This is a genomic window from Brachybacterium sp. FME24 (assembly GCF_014897705.1).
Taxonomy (GTDB): Bacteria; Actinomycetota; Actinomycetes; order Actinomycetales; family Dermabacteraceae; genus Brachybacterium.
The window spans coordinates 225,976-242,149 of record NZ_JABUXV010000005.1 but is presented as its reverse complement, the minus strand read 5'-3'; the positions used below and the strand labels follow the sequence as shown (position 1 = coordinate 242,149).

Genomic DNA, 16,174 nt, shown 5'->3' with positions numbered 1-16,174 from the left:
CCGGATGTCGGGGCGTCGTGCTGTCGTGGGACGGGACATGCTGAGGCAGACTGGGCGCCATGGAACATCTCCACGACGACGTCATCCGAACGGTCTCCGATCGCGACGTGCGGTTCATCCGCCTGTGGTTCTGCGACATCGCCGGGACGCTGAAGTCCATCGCGATCTCGCCGTCCGATCTCGAGACCGCGTTCACCGAGGGCATCGGCATCGACGGCTCCACCATCGAGGGCCTCACCCGCAGCTACGAGTCGGACATGCTCCTGCGCCCGGATCCCTCGACCTTCGAGCTGTTGTCCTGGCGCGGCGAGACCAATGCGACCGGTCGCATGATGTGCGATGTGCTGACCCCCGACGGGGAGCCTGCCGCCTCCGATCCGCGCCGCGTGCTGCGCGAGGCCCTGGGCCGGGCCGAGGAGAAGGGGCTGGAATTCTTCGCCCATCCCGAGATCGAGTTCTATCTCTTCGATGAGCCGTACCGGCGCGGGGAGGGACTGCGCCCGATCGATAGCGCCGGCTATTTCGACCATGTCCACCGCGGGCAGGGCCAGGACTTCCGCCGGGCCGCCATCGAGCACCTCGAGGCGATGAACATCCAGGTCGAGTTCTCCCACCACGAGAACGGGCCCGGCCAGAACGAGATCGACCTGCGCTACGCCGACGCTCTGACCACGGCGGACAACATCGTCACGCTGCGCACGGTGGTCAAGGAGGTCGCCCTGTCCATGGGGCAGGTCGCGACCTTCATGCCCAAGCCGATGATCGAGCACCCCGGCTCCGGCATGCACACGCACCTGTCGATGTTCCAGGGCGGCAAGAACGCGTTCCATGAGCCGGGCGCCGAATACGGACTCTCCCGCACGGGCCGGCAGTTCATCGCGGGCCTGCTGCGCCACGCCCCGGAGTACAGCGCGGTGACCAATCAGTGGGTCAATTCCTACAAGCGTCTCTGGGGCGCGCAGGAGGCCCCGAGCTACATCTGCTGGGGCCACAACAACCGCTCGGCGCTGGTTCGGGTCCCCTTCCACAAGCCCACCAAGGGCACCAGCTCTCGGGTTGAGTTCCGTGGGCTGGACTCGTCGGCGAACCCGTATCTCGCGCTCGCGGTCCTGCTGGCGGCGGGGATGGCCGGCATCGAAGGGGAGTACGAGCTGCCCGAAGGCGCAGAGGATGCGGTCTGGGACCTCTCCGAACGCGAGCGCCGTGCGATGGGTATCGAGCCCCTGCCCACGGACCTCTTCCGCGCGCTCGAGAACTTCGAGAGCTCTGAGCTGATGGCCAGCACCCTCGGCGAGCAGGTCTTCGAGTTCTTCCTGCGCGACAAACAGCAGGAATGGCAGCGTTACCGCGAGCAGGTGACCGACCACGAGCTCGCCTCCACCTTCAGCAGGGTCTGAGGGGAGCAGCGCCATGACGACCGAACCGCCCGCCACGACGGGTGCTCTCGCCCGCCTCGGATTCAGCCGCACCGACCGGGTGCACCGCTTCCTGTCCGAACCGGTGCTGTCCGCCCTCGGGAGAGGGGCCGCTGCGAGACTCGGCGCCACGGCCGACGGCGACGATGCGGTGCTGGGGCTGCTGCGGCTTGCCGAATCCGCCCAAGAGGGTGGGCACGCGGTCCTGATGGACGATTTCCTCGCCTCCGTCGGGACCACCGGGGGCCATGGGGACCGACTGATCCGACTGCTCGGGACCTCGGTCGCCCTCGGGGACTTCCTCGCCCGCCACCCGGAGTGCCTGGAGGCGCTGCGGGACGGGGACGATCAACTGTCCCTGTCGGCCGCCGCAGTGCGTGAGGCTCTGCTGCGAGCCGTCGGGGCGGATCCCGAGGCCGAGGTGCCGGTCGCCGCCGACGGCGCCCGGGAGATGCGCGATGCGCTCCGCGTGGCCTATCACCAGCGGCTGGTGCAGATCGCGGCGGCGGACGTCGTCGCACCCTCACCCATGGCGCTGCAACCGCGGGTGTCGGTCGCGATCAGCGACCTCGCCGACGCTGCTCTCGATGCGGCCGCCGCGATCGCCCGGGCCGCCGTCGACGGACAGCAGAAGGTTCGCTGGGCGGTGCTCGCGATGGGCAAGACCGGTGCCCGCGAGCTGAACTTCATCTCCGACGTCGACGTCATGCACGTGGTCGCCCCGGCTCCGGGTGCCCCGACCGAGGACGACTCGGAGGAGGAGCTGGTGACGATCGGCTCGGCCCTGGCCCGTGAGCTGGCCCGGGCCTGCTCGGATCGCACGTCCGAAGGGTCTCTCTGGCAGGTCGATGCGAACCTTCGTCCCGAGGGGAAGGACGGGCCGCTCGTGCGCACCCTGGACTCCTATCGCCGCTACTACTCGCAGTGGGCGCACTCCTGGGAGTTCCAGGCGCTGCTGAAGGCCCGCGCCGCCGCAGGCGATCTCGAGCTCGGGCAGGACTTCGAGGGCATGGTGGAGCCCTGGGTGTGGCAGGCCTCCACCCGCGACCGCTTCGTCGAGGATTCCCGGGCGATGCGCCGCCGCGTGGTCGAGCACATCCCGCGCGGTGAGGTCGATCGCAACATCAAACTGGGCCCGGGCGGGCTGCGCGATGTCGAGTTCACCGTGCAGCTGCTGCAGATGGTCCATGGGCGCACCGACGACCGCCTCCAGAGCCGTTCGACGCTGGAGTCGTTGGCGCGGCTGGGGGAGGGCGGCTACATCTCCCGCGATCACGTCGTGGAGATGGATGCCGCCTACCGCTTCCTGCGCTGCGTCGAGCACCGTCTGCAGCTGCACCGGCTGCGCCGCACCCAGGTGCTGCCCACCTCCGGCGCGGACCTGCGCCGCCTGGCACGCACCATGGGCCTCACCCCCGATGAGTTCCACCAGCAGTACCACCGCACCCGGCGCCGAGTGCGCCAGCTGCACGAAGAGATCTACTACCGGCCGCTGCTGGTGACCTCGTCGACACTCAGCGACGGCCAGATCACCCTGAGCCCGGAATCCGCGAAGGCGCGCCTCGCGGCGATCGGCTACCGCGATGAGGCTCGGGCGCTCAGTCACATCTCGGCACTGACCGAAGGCATCTCGCGGCGCGCGAAGATCCAGCGTCAGTTGCTGCCGGCCATGCTCGAATGGTTCGCCGACGGCATCGACCCCGACCTCGGACTGCTCTCCTTCCGCCGGATCTCCGACACCATCGGCTCGGCCCACTGGTACCTGGGGCTGCTGCGGGACTCCGGCCTCGCCGCGAAGCGACTTACCCGCGTCCTGTCCGCCAGCCGGTTCGTCGGCGAGCAGCTCGAGCAGATCCCGGAGGCGGTGCGCTGGCTCGCCCGCGACGAGCATCTGCGGCCACTGTCCCGCGACGTGCTGGGCCGGGAATTCCTCGCCGTCATCTCCCGGGTCGATTCCGTCGAGGTGGCGCGCGACGTGCTGCGCCGCACCCGCAGTCGGGAGCTGCTGCGCATCGCCCTGGCGCACCTGACCGGGGTATCGGCCCCACGTGAGGTTGCACGGGCGCTCACCGACCTCGCCGAGGCGGTCCTCGAGGCGGGCCTGCTCGTGGCCTTCCATGTTGTCGCGGTCGAGCGTGACGTCGCCGATGGCGACACCGAGACGCTCGACAGCGTGGACGAGATCGACGTGGACACCGCCAGGCGACTGCGCGAGCGACGCTCCGACCCGGCTCGGGCGCTCGGCGTGGAGATGGCGATCCTCGCGATGGGCAGCTTCGGCGCCCGCGAGATGGGGTACGCCTCCGACGCCGACGTCCAGTTCCTGGCGATCGACCGTGGCGCGGGGAAAGCCACCGGGGAGATCGCGATCGCCGTGGCGACCCAGACGCAGCGGATCCTCAATGCTCCCGCCGCGGGCGCGGACATGAAGGTCAACGCCGATCTGCGACCCGAGGGCAAGATGGGCCCGCTCGCCCGCAGCATCGAGGCGTGGACCGACTACTACCGGCGCGACGCCCAGACCTGGGAGAAGCAGGCGCTGCTTCGCGCCAGACCCGTCGTGGCCTCCGAAGCTGTCGCCGCGCAGCTGATCGCGGAGATGGACCACCACCGCTACCCGGGCGGCGGACTCGACGAAGGGGCGCGACGCGAGATCACGCGGATGAAGGCCCGGGTCGAATCCGAACGCCTGCCGCGCAACGCGGACCCCTCGCGTCAGCTCAAACTCGGACGCGGCGGCATGACCGACGTCGAATGGAGTGCCCAGATCCTGGCCATGGATCATGCCCATGAAGTCGAGGGGATGCGCACTACCCGGACCCTCAGCCAGCTCGAGGCGGCCGCGGAGGCGGATGTCATCTCCCTGCGCGAGGCGCAGGAGCTCTCGGAGGCCTGGGCCCTGGCCTGGCAGATCCGCCGAGGCCTGTTCCTGTGGAAGGGCCGCGAGGCGGATGTGCTCCCCTCGGACCGCAGCGATCTGCTCGCCCTGGCCTGGTTGGTCGACGGGGACGACTCCTCCGCCTCGGATCTCGAGGAGAGGTATCTGCGCCTGACGCGTCGCGCCCGGCTGATCGCCGAGCGTCTGATCTTCGGCGCCGAGGAGTGACTGCGACGGCGCAATCGGGCGGGTGAGGAGCAGGTTCTGCTCGGGGACCCGGACGTGACCTCCGGCGCGTCCGGACCGCGCAGCGCGCCCAGGGCCCTGAGGGGACGTACCGTGTTTCTCGTCCCTGTCACCGACCGCGCCGCAGTCGCCCGAGGAGCCATGACCACCCCGAAGCTCAGCGCCGACACTCCGCGCGGCCGAATGTACCGACTCGAGCCCGACGGCCCCCTCCTGTATCCGTCCATCACCACGGTCGCGGGGATGCGGGCCAAGGACCACCTGCAGGGCTGGTACGCGACCATGGCCTCCAAGCGTGCCCTGGAGATGTACGCCTGGCTGAACCGCAATCCCGATCGGGCCGCAGCGGAGATCTCCCGGGTCTCGCGCGACACCTGGGGAACCCAGAAGCGCATCGCCGCGGCGGCGCCCGAGTACACCCGCTCTGCCGCAGACTTCGGCACCCTCGTCCACGCCGCCTGCGAGCTGTGGGGGACCAGCGGTGCCCGCCCCAGCGGCGCCGAGATCGTCGAGATCGCCGAGAGCATGCGCGCCGCCCAGGGTGCGTTCGCGACCCAGAAGGACCAGAACGACCCGCAGGCGCTGATCGCCCGGGCTGATGTCCGGCTGGATGGGTACGGCCGTTTCCTCGAGGACTACCAGCCCGAGTTCGTCGAGATCGAGCAGACCGTCGTCAACCACACCGTGGGTTACGCGGGGACCACGGATGCGATCGTGCGGATCGGCAACACCATGCTCAGCGCCGACATCAAGACCTCGAAGAAGGTGCGGGGGGACTATGCGCTGCAGGGGGTGGCGGTCTGCCGCGCAGAACAGCTCCTGGACGACGACGGCACCGAGCGTGAGATGCCGGAGCTGACCGGGGCGTTCATCATTCATCTTCCCGAGGCCGGGGGGTATCAGGCGGTACCGCTGCGCACCGGCGATGCCGAGTTCGAGGTGTTCCGCTCCCTGCGCAGCTCCTGGTCGTTCGAGCCCGACGAATGCGCGCTGGGTGCGGCTTCCGGTCCCAAGGATCTGCTGCTGTCCCTGCTGCGCGTGAAGAGCGGGATGGACGCGCTCGACTGAACCGGTCCGGGCATCCGACGCCGGCTGATCACTGGGGCCGCAGGATCCCTCGGGCACGGGCCGTGGCGACCGCCTCCGTGCGGCTGGTGACAGCGAGCTTGTCGAAGACGTGGACCAGGTGGGTCTTCACCGTGGCCTGCGAGAGGAACAGATCCGTCGCGATCTGGGCATTGGTGCGGCCGGCGGCCACCCGGGTGAGCACCTCGAGCTCGCGGGTGGACAGAGCGGTATCGGTGTTGCGCTCACGCAGCCGCTGCGAGATCCGCGGATCAACCGTTCCGGCGCCGTCGTGCGCCCGCCGCACCGCGGAGACCAGCTCCTCGGCCGGGGAGTCCTTGAGCAGGTACCCGCCCGCCCCGGCATCCATGGCGGCGGTGACGTCCTGATCGTTGTCATAGGTGGTCAGCACCAGCACCACGGGAGGCGAGGGCACCGCGCGCAGGGCGGGGATGACGTCCGTGCCGCGCTCCTGGCCCACGCCGAACTGGAGATCCAGGAGCACGACGTCCGGAGCGGTCGAGCGGGCCAGCAGCACCGCTTCCTGTGGGGTCGCGGCATCCCCGACCACCTCGAGCTCCGCCTCACCGCTGAGGACGGCGATCAGTCCCCGGCGCACGATCGCGTGGTCATCGGCCAGCAGCACTCGGATCATGGGGCCTCCTCGAAGGTCGTGTCGCTCGGCGACGGTGTCGACAGGACGGGCGCCGCGGGCCCGCCGTCCTCATCGACGCGGGCGCTCTCCATCGGCCACGGCATCACCACTTGGATGGCGGTGCCGTGGCCGGGTGCGGATTCGATCAGCAGGCTGCCGCCGACGGACGCTGCCCGTGCGCGCGCTGATCGCAGGCCGAAACCGGCCACCTGCTCGGGGACGAATCCCCGCCCGTCGTCGACGACGTCCAGCAGCACCTGCCTCCCGTGGACCCCGAGCGTCACCATGGTGCGGGTGGCGTCGGCGTGCTGAGTCGCGTTGGCCAACAGCGACTCCACCAGGCGCAGCACGGCACGGGCGGTGCTGCGCGGCAGGGCCTCCAGTTCGTCGTCCTCGATCTCGTCGCGCAGCTCGACCTGGGCGCGGCCGACTTTCGCGGCGTCGGCGACGAGGCGATGCAGCTCTGTCCGGAGAGCCGCGCCCGAGGGCACGTCGGGGTCCGCGGCGTCCACGAAGCGGCGGGTCTGCATGCCGGTGCGAGCAGCCGCGGCTCGGGCCTCCTGGACCAGGGTGCGGGCTTCGTCGAGGTCGTGGCGATCCAGCGCAGAATCAGCCGCGTCCAACAGCAGATGGATCGACAGGTTCGATTGCGCCACCGTGTCATGCAGCTCCCGCGCGATGCGGTCCCGCTCGGCCGCGGTGGTCACGGCCCGGGTCTGCTCGGCGATGGTGTCGCGGGCCGTGGCGAGCTGACGGGCCAGCCGAGTGCGACGGTCCACTTCACGCTGCAGGGCGCGCACCGTGATCACCACGGCGAGGGCCACCAGCGCCCCGATCACCGGCCCTGCCACTTCCCCGGGAGCCACGTCCTGGGACCAGGCCGTGAATCCGAGGACACCGATGGCAGTGACCACGGCGAGCGCGATCAGCCCGCCCACGAGGGGCAGGGCGTAGAGCACCGCGAAGTCCAGGCCGAAGGCCACCCACACCGTCTCCGGGCCCAGCGCGAAGGTGCATGCCCAGATCGCTGTGCTCGGTCCGAGATAGGCCAGAGCGCTCCAGGAGCCGTCGGGGCCGGCGCGGTGCCTCAGCGCCCGACGGGCACCGATCGAGTAGACCGCGGCGAAGAGAACGAGCAGCGCGACCGTGATCCAGCCGCGCCCGGAGGACGGCGGGGCCAGAGCGATGCCGGCGACCAGCGCGACCAGGAGATAGACCAGGGCATGCACAGCCCAGCGCAGCGAGGCCGCGAACGGCGTGGGGGTGAGATCGGCGTCGAGTCCTTCCTCGGGCCGAGCCGTCGTCGCCTGATCGCTCATACCCGCGACCCTATCCGGTTCGCCCCGGCCTCTTGCCGCCGATTGAACACGCGTATAGCCTGTTGAACGGCTGTTCAGTCGCGACACGGGTGTCGCTGTCCCCAGGGAGCCCCATGCACGAGATGGTCTCCACCGACGAGAGGATCCTGCAGGCCGCCCTGCGACGTTTCGCAGCCGATGGCCTTGCGGCCCCGCTGCGCCGGATCGCCGCGGACGCGGACGTGAGCGCGGGCCTGATCATCCATCACTACGGTTCCCGCGAGAAGCTCCTGCGAGCATGCGACCTCCGGACGCTCGAGGTCACACGGCGCGAGAAGGCCGCGATGCTCGCCGGAGGATCCGGGGAGCTGCTCGCACAGCTCGCACAGACCGAGAAGTACGCCTCCGTCGTCGGCTATGTGCTGCGCCGACTCCAGGCCGGCGGACCCCAGGCGGGGCAGTTCGTGGACGACTTCGCCGCCGATGCCGTCGAGTACCTGGCGGAGGGGGAACGGGCCGGGACCATCAGCCCCAGCCGGGATCCGCAGGGCCGCGCCCAGGTGCTCACCGAGATGGCATTGGGCGCCCTTCTGCTCCAGCTCCCGGCCCAGCGCGACCATCTCGACCTGGCAGAACTCCCGGGTTGGCTGCGGGCCCGCTCGGATCGGATCATCGGCCCGCTGCTCGAGCTCTACAGCGTGCCTCTGCTGACCGACCGCACCCTGCTGACGGCATACCTGAGCGCCGGCAGCGGCGCGCAGGACCGGAGATCAGCCCGCCGCACGACTCCCCGCCCGGAATCCGTCCCTTCCACCCCGGAGGCCCCCTCATGACCACCCCCGCCGCGACCGACAGCTCGACCTCGAGCGAGGCCCGGAGCATCCACGTGCGCGACCTCACCAAGACGTTCGGCGCCACCCGCGCCCTGGACGGCTTCTCCTTGAGCGTGCCCCCGGGCCAGGTGACCGGATTCCTGGGTCCCAACGGCGCCGGCAAGTCGACAGCCATCCGCATCCTGCTGGGATTGCTGAAGGCGAGCTCGGGCCGCGTCGAGGTGCTCGGGATGGACCCGTGGTCGCACTCCGTGCAGATCCATCGTCGGCTCGCCTACGTCCCCGGGGACACCGACCTGTGGCCGACCCTCACCGGGGGAGAGGCGATCGACGTGCTCACACGCGGCGAGAGGGGCCCGGCGCATCGCCGCCGTCGCGACGAGCTCATGGAGCGCTTCGAACTGGACCCGACCAAGCGCTGCCGCACCTACTCCAAGGGCAACCGACAAAAGGTGTCCCTGGTCGCGGCCCTGTCGAAGGACGTCGATCTCTACGTGATGGATGAGCCGACCTCCGGACTCGATCCGCTCATGGAGGCGATCTTCACCGATGAGGTGCGCCAGTTGCGCGCGAAGGGTCGCACCGTGCTGCTGTCCAGCCACATCCTCGCCGAGGTCGAGAGCCTCTGCGACAGCGTCACCATCATCCGGGCCGGGCGTGACGTGGAGAGCGGGACCCTGGCGCAGCTGCGCCATCTCACCCGATCCACCGTCTCCGCCGCCATCGACGGCGACCCCTCGACGCTGGCAGCGCTGAGCGGTGTCCACGATCTCGCCATCGACGAGGGCCGCCTGCGCTTCGACGTGGACGACGCCGCTGTGCACGACGTGCTGGCCAGGCTCGCCACCCTGGACGCCCGTCACCTCACGATCACACCCCCCTCCCTCGAGGACCTCTTCCTGCGTCACTACGGCGATGATCTGCGCGAGGGATCAGCTCCGGAGACCGGAGACGCGCGATGACCACGTCGGCCACCCCTGGCCGCGCCACCGCGCACACGCATCTGCGCGAGGTCGCGCCGGCCTCCCCGTTCACCGGCCTCGGGGGCCTGCTGCGGTTGTACGCGCGGATCTCACGGCGCCAGATCATCATCTGGACCCTCGCCATGGGCCTCTCGGTCGCCGGCTCCGTCGGGGCGATGAAAGGCGTCTACCCGGATCAGCAGTCCCTCGATGCCCGCGCCGGGCTGCTGGCGAACCCCTCCGCCGTGATGATGACCGGACCGGCCTTCGCCCTGGACGACTACACGTTCTGGGCGATGGTCGCCAATGAACTGATGCTGTACGTGCTCATCGCGGCCGCGATCATGAGCGTGCTGCTCACGGTGCGTCACACCCGAGCCGAGGAGGAGGCCGGGCGGCTCGAGCTGGTCCGCTCGTTGGCGGTGGGGCGATCCTCCGCGCCCGCAGCCGGCCTGATCGTCGTCGCCGTCGCGAACCTCCTGGTAGGGGCAGCCGTGGTGGTGGCGCTGCTGGCCACCGGCGGTCCGCTCGCGAGCAGCTGCGCCATGGGGCTCGCGACCACCCTGACCGGACTCGTCTTCGCCGCGATCGCAGCCGTCACAGCCCAGCTCACCGAGCACGCCGGGGGAGCCTCGGGCCTCGCGCTCGGAACTCTCGCCCTCGCCTTCATGGTGCGCGGCATCGGGGATGTCCTGAACGCGCAGGGCTCCTGGCTCTCCTGGTTCTCCCCCCTCGCCTGGGCCCAGCAGACCCGCGTCTATGTGGATCTGCGCTGGTGGCCACTGGCGATCTCGGTGGCGGTCATCGTGGCCCTGCTCGTCCTTGCGGGGGTGCTCGCGCAACGGCGCGACGTCGGGGCCGGGCTGCGGCCGGCCACGCCCGGACCCGGCGACGCGTCCCGCGTCCTGCTCACGCCCGGGGGCCTGGCTCGGCGTCTGGTCACGCCGATGATGATTGCCTGGGCCATCGGGCTGTTCCTGTTCGCCGTCGCCTTCGGGACGTTGGCCGATTCGCTGAAGGACATGATCTCCGAGATTCCCACCTTCGGCGATCTCGTCCCCCTCGACCTGGAGGACCTCACCTCGTCCTTCGCCGCCTATGTGCTGAAGATGCTCGCCCTCGGGCCGATCGGGCTGCTCGTCGCGGGCATTCTCCGACTCCGTTCCGAGGAGCAGCAGGGTCGGCTCTCCGGCATCCTGCTCACCGGGCGCTCGCGCACCGGCACGGCGCTGTGGTGGCTGCTGGTCGTCGCGCTCGAGGTGAGCGCTGTGCAGGTGCTGCTCGGCCTCGGTGTGGGCCTCGGAGCCGGGCTGGCGACAGGGGAGGCCGTGTGGCTCGCCGACATGACGCTCGCCGCCCTCGCCTACCTTCCGGCCGTTGCGCTGGCCGGAGGCCTCACGATGGCTCTGTACGGGATCCGACTGCGCCTGGCCGGGGCAGCGTGGATCCTGGTGATCTGGATTGCGGTCGACACCTATCTGGGTGACCTGCTGGGCCTGCCCGACGCGCTGCGAGGACTCTCGCCGCTGCACCATGTGCCCCTCGTACCCGATGCCGACCTCGACGTGGCCCCGCTGCTGGTGATGAGCGCCCTTGCCGCTCTGCTGACCGTCATCGGCCTGCTGGCCCTGCGACGGAGGGACCTGACCACGGGGTGACGCGTCACCGCAGTCGTCGCCATCGGTCCTCGAGTTCGGCCAGGCCTGCCCGGAGCCGTCCGATCCCCTCCGGAGGCAGGAAGTCCACGTACGCCGGATACTGCCGGACCAGGGTGAGCAGCTGGAGGGCGCAGATCTGTCGATCCGTGGTGTCCAGTTCCACCTGGGCGACGGCGCAATAGCAGGAGACTGCCTCGTGGCGAGGGACCACGGCCCCGGTCGGGATCGCCCGGGTGAGGGCGAAGGCAATATCCGCAGCCGACGCTCCGATGCGAGCTGACTGCCAGTCGATGAGCGACAGGCTGCCGTCGACCGAGGCCATCACGTTCTCCGCGTGGCAGTCGCCATGGATGAACGAGCGCGGCCCCTCGTCTGCTGCGGATTCCACGTCGGTGATGTCCTCGAGCAGCCTCTGCACCCGGGCGGCAGCATCTGCGGTGCCCCAGAGCCTCCCAGCGGTGTGCACGACTTCAGCCGACGAGATATCGTCCCCGCCCACAAGGCGGCCGATCACGGACGGAACGGGGTCGCCCGGGCGATGGAGCATCGCCAGCGTCGTGGCGAGATCGACCCATCGCGAGGAGCCCCAATCCTCGACCGGCGGGAGCGGGGCCAGGGCCTCCAGGACGATCGCGACCCAGGTCGGTTCGACCCGGTGGGCCAGCAGCCGCGGAGCGGGGAGCGCCAGTCGCGACGCCAGGTCGACGTAGACGGTCAGCTCGCGCAACGCCTGCTCGCCCAGGTGGGCAGGTTGCCGACTCGTGAGCTTCAGGACGACTTCCTGGCCGTCCGTGGTCGCACAGGGGATCACGTCGGCCCCGGACCGCCCGATCGCTCTATCTCCAAGGGTGCTTCGTGCGATCAGACCGAAGGAGCCCAGCACGTCCGCGAGGGGTGGCGTCTCCATACCGCTGAGGCTACGCGCCGGGTACGACACCGCGAACGGCCGGCCCGGACTCGCCTCGAGAGGCGAGAACCGGGCCGGCCGTCGTCGAACTCAGCTCGACTCTGGTGGCTCTGTCATCTCATCTGCCATCTCAGATGACTCAGATGACTCAGATGGCTCAGATGTCGTAGTAGAGCTCGAACTCGTGCGGGTGCGGGCGGTAGCGGAACGGATCGATCTCCGTGGTGCGCTTGAGCTCGATCCAGGTCGAGATGAGGTCTTCGGGGAACACGTCACCCTCGGTGAGGAAGTCGTGATCGGCCTCGAGGGCGTCCAGCGCCGCGCCGAGGGACTCCGGCAGCTGCTTGATCTGCTTGTGCTCCTCCGGGGGGAGCTCGTAGAGGTCCTTGTCGATCGGTTCCGGCGGCTCGATGCGGTTGCGGACGCCATCGATGCCGGCCATCAGCTGCGCGGCGAATGCGAGGTACGGGTTCGCCGAGGGATCGGGGGCACGGAATTCGACGCGCTTCGCCTTCGCCGAGGCGCCCGTGACCGGGATACGGATCGCGGCTGAGCGGTTGCGGGCCGAGTAGACCATGTTGACCGGGGCCTCGAAGCCGGGCACGAGACGCTTGAACGAGTTCACGGTGGGGTTGGTGAAGGCCGTCAGCGAGGGGGAGTGCTCGATGATGCCACCGATGTACCAGCGCGCGATGTCCGAGAGCCCGCCGTAGCCGCGCTCGTCGAAGAACAGCGGCTGGCCGTCCTTCCACAGCGACTGGTGGGTGTGCATGCCGGAGCCGTTGTCACCGAACAAGGGCTTGGGCATGAAGGTCGCGGTCTTGCCGGCGTCCCATACGGTGCTCTTGACGACGTACTTGAACTTCATGACATCGTCCGCCGCCTGCAGCAGCGTGTTGAAGCGGTAGTTGATCTCCTGCTGCCCGGCGGTGCCGACCTCGTGATGGGCGCGTTCGACCTGCAGGCCCGTCTCTTCGAGGACGGCGCAGATCTCGTCACGGAGATCGGCCATCTGATCGTTCGGCGGGACCGGGAAGTAACCGCCCTTGAGGCGGGTCTTGTAGCCCTTGTTGCCGCCGTACTCGGACTCGTCGCGGTCGGTGTTCCACACCGCCTCGTCGGAATCGATGCTGTAGAACCCGGAGTTCACCGTGGTCTTGAAGCGCACGTCATCGAAGATGTAGAACTCGGCCTCGGCGGCGAACAGGGCGGTGTCGGCGATGCCGGTCGACTTCAGGTACTCCTCCGCCTTGGAGGCGACGGTGCGCGGGTCCCGGGAGTACGGCTCATCCGTGAACGGGTCCACGATCGAGAAGTTGATGATGAGGGTCTTGCGCTCACGGAACGGGTCCAGATACGCAGTCTCCAGATCCGGCACGAGCTTCATGTCGGACTCGTGGATCGCCTGGAAACCGCGGATGGAGGAGCCGTCGAACAGCTGCCCGGTCGCGATCGCTTCCTCATCGAACGTGCTCGCCGGCACGTTGAAGTGCTGCATGATGCCGGGAAGATCGCAGAAGCGGATGTCGATGAACTCGACACCTTCCTCTTCGATGTACTTCACGACCTCGCTGGGATTGTTGAACACATCTCCTCCATCCACACCCTGAGGTGCGTGTTGTGCTGACTGACCCCGTGGGGCGATCACCGTCTCGGGCACCGGTGAACGTGCTCAGGCCCGGACTCGGGTGAGGTCAAGCTTATGCGCTCTCCCACGCGGCACCCGATGAGCGACCCGGCTCCCAGATGCACGCATTAAGGTCGGGGACGTGATCGAACGCAAGGATCTGGGCTCGTGGATGGAAGGCGTCCCGAGCGAACCGGACTACGTCAAGGGCTCGTCCCTCGGCCTGCCTGCCGCGGGCCCCGGCTCCGTCGCGCCGTTCTGGCGCCGACCCGTCACCTTGGTCCTGGACTGGGGACTGTGCATGCTCGTCTCCGCCCTGGCGTTCCACTCCGATCCGCTGGCGAACCTGCTCCTCTTCGTGCTGGTGAACGTGCTGTTCCTGAGCTTCTTCGGGGCCACTCCCGGCCAGTTCCTCCTGCGGGTGCGGGTGCTTCCCGTCAGGGGCCGTACCCCGATGGTGCTGCGTGCTCTGGTGCGCACCGGGGCGATGCTCCTGCTGCTGCCGGCATGCGTCTGGACCAAGGACAGGCAGCCCTTGCACGACACGGCCGCCGGCACTGCCGTGGTCACCATCTGAGCACTCCTCACGCGCCTCGGCCCCTGTGCACGACGACGTGACGAGCCTGCGCGTTCTCCATCGAGCCTTCCCAGCATCTTGCTCTGACCTGCGACGACGACTTATGTCACGATAAGGTCACGCAGGACACAGGAAGGTCACGGCCGCATCTCGAGCGGGCGGGGCAGACTGCGGGCATCTCCCCACAGCACGAAGCCCCTGCCGGTCCGTATGGCCGAGCAGGGGCTGCGTATGCGGGTGTGAGCGGCGGGTCAGCGGCCGCGCATCGCCTTGCGGTTGGGGCGGGCGCGCGAGGGGTCGACACCCTTGGGCACGGACTGCCGGATCGAACGATGCAGCGCCGCCAGGCGCTTGCTCACCTGAGCGGATTCGTCCTTGGTCAGAGTCTTCTTCATGCGGGTCATATGGCTGGGGAGCTTGTGCAGCGGCACCTCGCCCTCCCCGTCCCCGACGACGATCTGGTGGATCGGCACATTCTCGTGCTGGAGGACACGGCGAATGTTGCGCCGCTCCTTCTCGAGCAGCTTCATGGAGATCGAGGAGGAGTCCTCGGCGACGACTGCGATGCCGGCGCGGCCGGAGGCGCGGAAGAGCATCTTCTGGCTGCGGGGATCGACCTGGACGGGCTCGTCGCTCACGTTCCAGCCACGACGGATCGACTGCATCGCCGCCAAGGGGGCCCCGGACTGGCCCTTGATCCGACCGAACGCGGCCCGCTCGGCCTTGCGGGCGAGGATCAGCATCGCGAGCAGCACGCCCACGGCGAGGCCCAGGAAGATGCCGTACCAGGGGCTGTTGACCACAAGCCAGCTCACGAGCACGCCGGCGACGATCGCGGCGAGCAGCGCACCGATCATCCAGGGCAGCGTGGTGCGGTCGACCTCCTGGGTGTACTTGAACACCTCGATCATCTGCTTGAAGCGCCCCGGCTTCTTGCTGCCGTCGGCGTTCTTCTTGCCCTTGGCGGGCTTGGTCTCGCTCTTGCGGGCCATGTGTGGTGGGTCCTCTCGGGGGCGCGCGGGCGTCAGCTCGCGGCGGCCTGATTGCTGCGGGCGACGACGCTCGCAGCTTCCTGTCGGGCGGGCTGGTTCTGATCCAGGTGGCGGAGATTCTCGGGGATCTCACGGCCGAGCTTCTTCATCGCCTGCGCCCAGAGCTTTCCGGCGCGGTACGAGGAGCGGACCATCGGTCCGGCCATCACGGCGAGGAAGCCCATCTCGTAGGCGGCCTCGGAGAGCTCGACGAACTCCTCGGGCTTGACCCAGCGATCGATCGGGTGATGCAGCTTCGAGGGGCGCAGGTACTGCGTGATCGTGATGATGTCGCAGCCGGCGTCGCGCAGGCGCTGCAGGGACTCGAGGATCTCCTGCGTGGTCTCGCCCATGCCCAGGATCAGATTGGACTTGGTGATCATGCCGTTGTCCTTGGCCAGGGTGATCACGTCGAGGGAACGCTCGTAGCGGAAGGCGGGGCGGATCTGCTTGAAGATCCGCGGGACGGTCTCCAGGTTGTGGCCGAACACCTGGGGCCCGGCCTCGAAGACCTGGTGGAGTGCGTCGCCGTTTCCCTTGATGTCGTCGATCAGCAGCTCGACCCCGGTTCCGGGGCTCGTGGCGTGGATCTGGCGGCAGGTCTGCGCGAACAGTCCGGCGGCTCCGTCGGGGAGGTCGTCGCGCGCCACACCGGTGATGGTGGAGTAGCGCAGCCCCATCTCCTTGACGGACTGGGCGACCTTGAAGGGTTCCATCGGGTCCACGGCCATCGGCTTGCCGGTGGCGATGTCGCAGAAGTCGCACCGACGGGTGCAGGTGTCGCCACCGATGAGGAAGGTGGCCTCACGGTCCTCCCAGCACTCGAAGATGTTCGGGCAACCGGCTTCCTCGCACACGGTGTGGAGGCCCTGCCCGTGCACGCGCTTCTTCATCGCGCTGTACTCGGGACCCATCACGGCGCGGGTCTTGATCCATTCGGGCTTGCGTTCGATGGGCACTTCGGCGTTGCGTGCTTCGATGCGCAGCATGCGCCGGCCTTCGGGAGCTGTCGTCACCCTCAT

General features: G+C 69.1%; 13 protein-coding genes. 7 read left to right on the top strand and 6 right to left on the bottom strand.

Annotation, left to right across the window (positions count from 1 at the left end; all coding sequences use genetic code 11):
- The first annotated feature begins 59 nt into the window (after positions 1-59).
- From INT51_RS07550 to INT51_RS07540, 3 genes are all read left to right on the top strand, one after another.
- Positions 60-1,397, top strand: a complete 1,338-nt coding sequence (locus INT51_RS07550; RefSeq protein ID WP_193104613.1) for a glutamine synthetase family protein — start codon at positions 60-62, stop codon at positions 1,395-1,397.
- A gap of 13 nt (positions 1,398-1,410) precedes the next feature.
- Positions 1,411-4,521 (top strand): bifunctional [glutamine synthetase] adenylyltransferase/[glutamine synthetase]-adenylyl-L-tyrosine phosphorylase, encoded by a 3,111-nt coding sequence (locus INT51_RS07545; protein ID WP_193104611.1) that lies wholly within the window; start codon positions 1,411-1,413, stop codon positions 4,519-4,521.
- Positions 4,522-4,680: 159 nt separating this feature from the next.
- The gene (locus tag INT51_RS07540) at positions 4,681-5,607 is read left to right on the top strand and encodes a PD-(D/E)XK nuclease family protein (protein WP_193104610.1); all 927 of its coding nucleotides are present in this window, start codon (positions 4,681-4,683) and stop codon (positions 5,605-5,607) included.
- A gap of 28 nt (positions 5,608-5,635) precedes the next feature.
- Here the strand turns inward: INT51_RS07540 and INT51_RS07535 are convergent, their stop codons facing one another.
- Both INT51_RS07535 and INT51_RS07530 read right to left on the bottom strand, forming a co-directional pair.
- Entirely contained in the window at positions 5,636-6,259 is a 624-nt protein-coding gene (locus tag INT51_RS07535; protein WP_193104608.1) for a response regulator transcription factor, read from the bottom strand.
- Positions 6,256-7,578: a sensor histidine kinase gene (locus INT51_RS07530; protein ID WP_193104606.1), complete on the bottom strand. Its 1,323-nt coding sequence runs from the start codon at positions 7,576-7,578 to the stop codon at positions 6,256-6,258. Before INT51_RS07530 ends, INT51_RS07535 begins: the two co-directional genes overlap by 4 nt.
- Positions 7,579-7,691: 113 nt before the next feature.
- Between INT51_RS07530 and INT51_RS07525 the strand changes: the two genes are divergently transcribed.
- Genes INT51_RS07525 through INT51_RS07515 form a run of 3 tightly spaced genes read left to right on the top strand, consistent with a single transcriptional unit; the run spans position 7,692 to position 11,010 of the window.
- Positions 7,692-8,390, top strand: a complete 699-nt coding sequence (locus INT51_RS07525; RefSeq protein WP_193104604.1) for a TetR/AcrR family transcriptional regulator — start codon at positions 7,692-7,694, stop codon at positions 8,388-8,390.
- On the top strand, positions 8,387-9,352 hold the full coding sequence (locus tag INT51_RS07520; protein WP_193104603.1) for an ABC transporter ATP-binding protein: 966 nt from the start codon (positions 8,387-8,389) through the stop codon (positions 9,350-9,352). The genes INT51_RS07525 and INT51_RS07520 overlap by 4 nt, the downstream gene beginning before the upstream one ends.
- Positions 9,349-11,010 (top strand): ABC transporter permease, encoded by a 1,662-nt coding sequence (locus tag INT51_RS07515; protein WP_226832071.1) that lies wholly within the window; start codon positions 9,349-9,351, stop codon positions 11,008-11,010. The genes INT51_RS07520 and INT51_RS07515 overlap by 4 nt, the downstream gene beginning before the upstream one ends.
- Positions 11,011-11,014: 4 nt before the next feature.
- On the opposite strand, the gene INT51_RS07510 is transcribed toward INT51_RS07515, so the two are convergent.
- Both INT51_RS07510 and glnA read right to left on the bottom strand, forming a co-directional pair.
- On the bottom strand, positions 11,015-11,917 hold the full coding sequence (locus INT51_RS07510) for an aminoglycoside phosphotransferase family protein (protein ID WP_193104601.1): 903 nt from the start codon (positions 11,915-11,917) through the stop codon (positions 11,015-11,017).
- 157 nt (positions 11,918-12,074) lie between these two features.
- The gene (gene glnA, locus INT51_RS07505) at positions 12,075-13,505 is read right to left on the bottom strand and encodes a type I glutamate--ammonia ligase (protein ID WP_193104599.1); all 1,431 of its coding nucleotides are present in this window, start codon (positions 13,503-13,505) and stop codon (positions 12,075-12,077) included.
- A 181-nt stretch (positions 13,506-13,686) separates the two neighbouring features.
- Here glnA and INT51_RS07500 point away from each other — a divergent pair, with 181 nt between their 5' ends.
- The gene (locus INT51_RS07500; RefSeq protein ID WP_193104597.1) at positions 13,687-14,121 is read left to right on the top strand and encodes an RDD family protein; all 435 of its coding nucleotides are present in this window, start codon (positions 13,687-13,689) and stop codon (positions 14,119-14,121) included.
- A gap of 251 nt (positions 14,122-14,372) precedes the next feature.
- On the opposite strand, the gene INT51_RS07495 is transcribed toward INT51_RS07500, so the two are convergent.
- Both INT51_RS07495 and lipA read right to left on the bottom strand, forming a co-directional pair.
- Positions 14,373-15,113, bottom strand: a complete 741-nt coding sequence (locus INT51_RS07495; protein WP_193104595.1) for a DUF4191 domain-containing protein — start codon at positions 15,111-15,113, stop codon at positions 14,373-14,375.
- Positions 15,114-15,145: 32 nt separating this feature from the next.
- Positions 15,146-16,168: a lipoyl synthase gene (lipA, locus tag INT51_RS07490; RefSeq protein WP_193104593.1), complete on the bottom strand. Its 1,023-nt coding sequence runs from the start codon at positions 16,166-16,168 to the stop codon at positions 15,146-15,148.
- Positions 16,169-16,174 lie beyond the last annotated feature (6 nt).